The sequence below is a fragment of the Streptomyces sp. NPDC004647 genome (assembly GCF_040609575.1).
GTDB lineage: Bacteria > Actinomycetota > Actinomycetes > Streptomycetales > Streptomycetaceae > Streptomyces.
This window is the reverse complement of record NZ_JBEXKU010000181.1, coordinates 1-3,497: the sequence shown is the minus strand read 5'-3', so window position 1 is coordinate 3,497 and position 3,497 is coordinate 1. Positions and strand designations below refer to the sequence as shown.

General features: G+C 66.4%; 2 protein-coding genes and 1 pseudogene. 1 reads left to right on the top strand and 2 read right to left on the bottom strand.

What is annotated here, in order from left to right; genetic code table 11:
* Positions 1-996 precede the first annotated feature (996 nt).
* Positions 997-1,269 (bottom strand): SH3 domain-containing protein, encoded by a 273-nt coding sequence (locus ABZW18_RS34375; RefSeq protein WP_356195353.1) that lies wholly within the window; start codon positions 1,267-1,269, stop codon positions 997-999.
* Positions 1,270-2,130: 861 nt separating this feature from the next.
* Between ABZW18_RS34375 and ABZW18_RS34370 the strand changes: the two genes are divergently transcribed.
* Positions 2,131-2,652 carry a hypothetical protein gene (locus ABZW18_RS34370; protein ID WP_356195350.1) on the top strand — a complete coding sequence of 174 codons (522 nt, stop codon included), beginning with the start codon at positions 2,131-2,133 and terminating at the stop codon, positions 2,650-2,652.
* A gap of 257 nt (positions 2,653-2,909) precedes the next feature.
* Here the strand turns inward: ABZW18_RS34370 and ABZW18_RS34365 are convergent.
* Positions 2,910-3,023, bottom strand: a pseudogene (locus tag ABZW18_RS34365) (IS5/IS1182 family transposase); the annotation flags it as partial.
* Positions 3,024-3,497 lie beyond the last annotated feature (474 nt).

Below are 3,497 nucleotides of genomic sequence, written 5' to 3'. Positions count from 1 at the left end.
CGGCCGACTCCTCGACGGACTCGTGCCCGATCATCGTCTCGCTCACTCGGCGTCTCTCCTTGATCAGCAGATCCGCCGTTGATTAGACACTCCCGAGCCGTCCCAGCGTCGAGGTAGGGGGCCGCGGAGGTAGCTCGTAACGCGAAAGAGACAGCGGTGGTTGGTCACTGCGTTACGAGTTACCTCTCGATGGTCGTGCGGAGGCGTGCCATGGCCCGGGTCGACAAGAACGCCGGCGTACGTGGAGTGACGTGGTGCCGGTGCGAGTGGCCGCGCTCCGCACGTGTCTGCTCTCGCCAGCGAGGACCGGTCCGGTGCCATGGTTCTGCTCGGATGTGTGCCAGCAGGCCGGCTGGCGGTACCGCCGCAAGCTCTGCGTGCAGGATCGGCTCGCGTTCGACCGGGAGCGGGTACACCGCCGTCGCTGGTGGGCGGAGTGGGGCGCGGTGGGCGCCGAGAGGCAGGCGAAATGGCGTGCTGAACAGGCTCGATGGCGTCGGATGGAGAAGAAGTGGGAGGCCGAGGACGCCGAGTGGGAGGCCTTCTGGGAAGACTTCACTCGCAGCCGACGCGCTCGGAACACGCCATCGGGGTCCGTCCTCTCCGTCCCGGAGGCCACCGCCCGCGTCCGCGACCTTGCGGACCTGGACGACACGGCACCATCTCGGTTCGGGTCGCCTGGCGAGCAGCAGCGCACCAACACCACCCCGACAAGGGCGACCACAGCGTCATGCGCGAGCTTCTCAACCTCAAGGCTGTCCTGGCAGGGACACAGCCATGGACAGACGCACCGCTCGCGACGCCCACGAACCCGCCGCGGCCCTCCTCACCCTGGGCATTCCGTCACTGGAGCCACCCACATTTCGTCGGCGACCCCCCGACTGGCTGGCGTGTAGGGCGTGGTGGAGTCCTGGCGCCACCGGGGCGGGGAGGATCACGACGGTGGCTGCAGAGGGGAAGTCACCCGCATGTTGGCAACTCCTCCCTTCGTATCTTTCAGCCCACGGGCTGCGCGGGCTCCACATCCTTGGAAAGGGGAACCTGTCCGGTGTTGTCGACGTGCCGGGCCGAGACCCAGACGGGCTCGTCCCGCAGTAGGTACCAGATGCTGTTGCCGTCGATGACCTGGGCATGGACCTTGCTCTTCAGGCCGATCTCAGCGCCGTGGCTGCGTGTTCCGGTGATGGCAGAATCGGTGCTGGGGTACTTGCGCAGGTTGACGCCAATGCTGCTGACGACAGTGCCGAAAGGCTGCTGCGGGCTGGGCATCGCTTCCTCCAGGTCATGGCCGGTGCTGCTGTGATCGCCTCGCCCGGCACTCGGGCGTGCTGACCGCAGACTAGGTCGTCGGAACGTGGAAGGGCTGGAAGCTGGCGGGGTGCGTTGCCGCTCAGGCGAGGATATGCGGATCTCCCACCAAGACGGCTTGAACGTTCCGGGTCGAATGGAGGCTCGATTCTCTGAGAGGATTGAGTCGTGGCACGTCCCTCCCCTTACCCCCCTGAGCTGCGCAAGCGTGCGGTCCGCATGGTCGCCGAGGTGCGCCTCCGGCACCCGCAGGGGTAGCAGGTATCCACGTAGCAGCCTCCTCTCCCCGGCGCCCGTCACTGACCCCGGCGGCACGTAGCGCCTCCTTGAACCCGGTTGCTGCTGTCGCTGGCGAGCGCAGGTAGCTCGGGCGGTGCCGTACCACCATCAGCCCAAGCCCTATCCCGAGCACGGTGTCTGACATGGGGTACACCCAGGTGAGGGTTTCCGGCTGTTTTGGGGACAAGCGCCGGACTCCCCTCCGGTGATCATGATGATGGTCCGGCGCGGTCCGGCTGGCTCGAAACTACGCCTCTGAGCAGCGGGAATGGTGAAGTCCCACTGGATTACCAGTAGACCGAGCAGGGCCACACGCACCTCGGCCGACGCGCTCGGCACCCGGCGGGCCCACTCAGCAGTCCGTCGGCCTGCCCGGCGTCCGTTGGGGTGCGTGACGAGTGTCGGTCCACCAGGGCGGCTGCGTTGTCATGGGACGCTCGCTCCACTCCGCACTGGTCCACATCATGGGCCATGTCGCCGGAAGCGTGACCCGTTCGAGGCGGTCCGTGGACGCGCCGTGCGGATCCTGACGTGGGAGGCTCGGTGGATATCAGCACGTTCTACGCACTCTTCTCGGCCACCTGCTTCACGCTGGTCGGCCTCTGGTGGAACGTGGTGCAGGGTCACCGGGACTGGCTGCGCGATCCGGCGCTGCGCCGGATCGTCGGCGGTATCTATATCTCGTTCCTGCTCCCCGCGCTCATGGGCCTGTTCGCGCAGGTCGGCGGCACCGAGACCCCGGAGATCTGGCGGTTCAGCTTCGTGGTGCTCGCCGTGATCGGCTGTGTGTCGACGATGCGTCTGACCGGGCGCAGCCGCCGGGACGGCTCGTCCGTGTTCCTGACCCTGGCGCAGGCGGTGGCCGCCCTGTTCTACACCTTGATCGCGGTGGTGGGCGCGGCGCCCGAACTCGCCGACGTCGTCGGCGTGCAGCCGATCCAGGCCGAGGCGGTTCTGCTGATCCTGCTGGTCGTCCTGGGCCACGGGCTGGTCTGGAGGTTCATGGCCGGCGAAGGCCGGCCCGCCGACGTGGAGGTAGTTGCCGCCTCTGCCCCACCACCGTGAGCAAGCCCCGCCCAGACCGCCAACTGCACCAATCGCGGCCCCAACAGCCGCCACACCCTCGTCCGGTCCCGCGTCGAGCAAGACCAGGGGGCCAATCGGACACTACGCGGGCAGGCCAAGGGCCGCACGATTCGCGTGCCAGCGTAAGGCCCCCTGATCATGTTGAGTAATGCTGGATCCAGCTCTGGCTGGTCATGCTGATGGGCGCGAAAGGGCACGGTGCGGCCGCGTCTCACGGCCGGGGCCCGGAGTCTCACAGGTGTGTCCTGCGTCCCGCCACCCTGCGGCCGCACCTTCGACGGCGGGATCAACGGCTTCGCGATCTCCCACAACCCGTCCGGAACGATCCAACTCCACGTACCCCGCCCCATACACAGCCCAACGACCGATCACCACATAGGGCACCGTCTAAGACGTCGTCACTCTGGGTGGTGAAACCCTCGTTGCATACCTCCATGCACACCCCGGTTCAGGCTGGTCGGCTCTCCTCGGATGGCTCGCTGATGCGGCACGTGTGACGGCGCTGGGCCCGGATCTTTCCTCGTGGACAGTCCGGGCGTTTCGTGTCTGCATCCAACCTGGACTCCAAGATCGATTGTCAGTGGTGGGTGAGAAGATGGGTGCATCGAGTCGGAAAAGGGGGAGCGATTATGTCCAGAAACCAGAACTACATCAATCACGTTGCTCTTGTGTTGGATGCCAGTTCGTCCATGTCACACCTGAGCCGCAAGGTCGTCGAAGTCGCCGACCTGGAGTTCCCCCGCTGAGCTGGACACCCTGATACTGGGACCGATGGTCCCGGAGGAAGCAGTGCCAGGCAGTGAGCAAGAGCAACATGAGTAAGC